Annotated in this window: 1 pseudogene; it reads right to left on the reverse strand. The window is 68.9% G+C overall.

What is annotated here, in order from left to right:
* Window positions 1-253: pseudogene (locus tag CCN29_RS34125) on the reverse strand (hypothetical protein); the annotation flags it as partial.
* Between the last annotated feature and the right edge of the window lie 386 nt (window positions 254-639).

Raw genomic sequence — 639 nt, forward strand, 5'->3', positions numbered from 1 at the left:
CGGTGTCCGCCGCGGCCACCGCGCGGTCGCCGGTGCGGATCAGGAAGCGCCATCCGGCGAGCGTCGTCGAGGTCTCGCCGTCGGCGGTGACCCGGTCGAGGACGTGCACGGGCAGCGGGAGTTCCGGTGAGGCGGGCCCCTGGGCGCGGAGCAGGGAGGGAGTTCGGGCGTCGCGCACGGCGGTCGGCGACGAGAGCGCGGTCAGGACGGAACGCAGTGCGGGCGCGGGAGCCGGGGGTACGTGCAGCGGCATGGTGGGTCGCCTCTCATTCGAAGGCACAGTGGCGCGAGGGCGGGGCGTGGCGGTGCGGACGGCGCTGTCAGCTCGCGAAGGTCAGAGAGGCAGGGGCCCGGAGGGTCTGAGCGGGAGACGGGGGTGAGGAAGAGCCGCACGCCGTCTCACGGCTGGATCACTCGACCGCGGGCGCCAACCTGGTTCTGCCTTGTGCACGAAGTTTATACGACACGGGTTCAGACTATGTTTCGTCTAGCTCTCACCGGCGGCTTCGGCAAGGGTATTTCAGGTCGGCGATATGCGAAAAAGATGCCGATTTCCCAAAGGGTTCACCGCACTGACCTCGGGCAATGACCGCCGAGCGGTCGGCCCATTCCGGTCGGCGTTTTTCACGAGCTCGCAAC

It is taken from the genome of Streptomyces pseudogriseolus (genome assembly GCA_002154585.1).
In the GTDB taxonomy this organism is placed as follows: domain Bacteria; phylum Actinomycetota; class Actinomycetes; order Streptomycetales; family Streptomycetaceae; genus Streptomyces; species Streptomyces pseudogriseolus.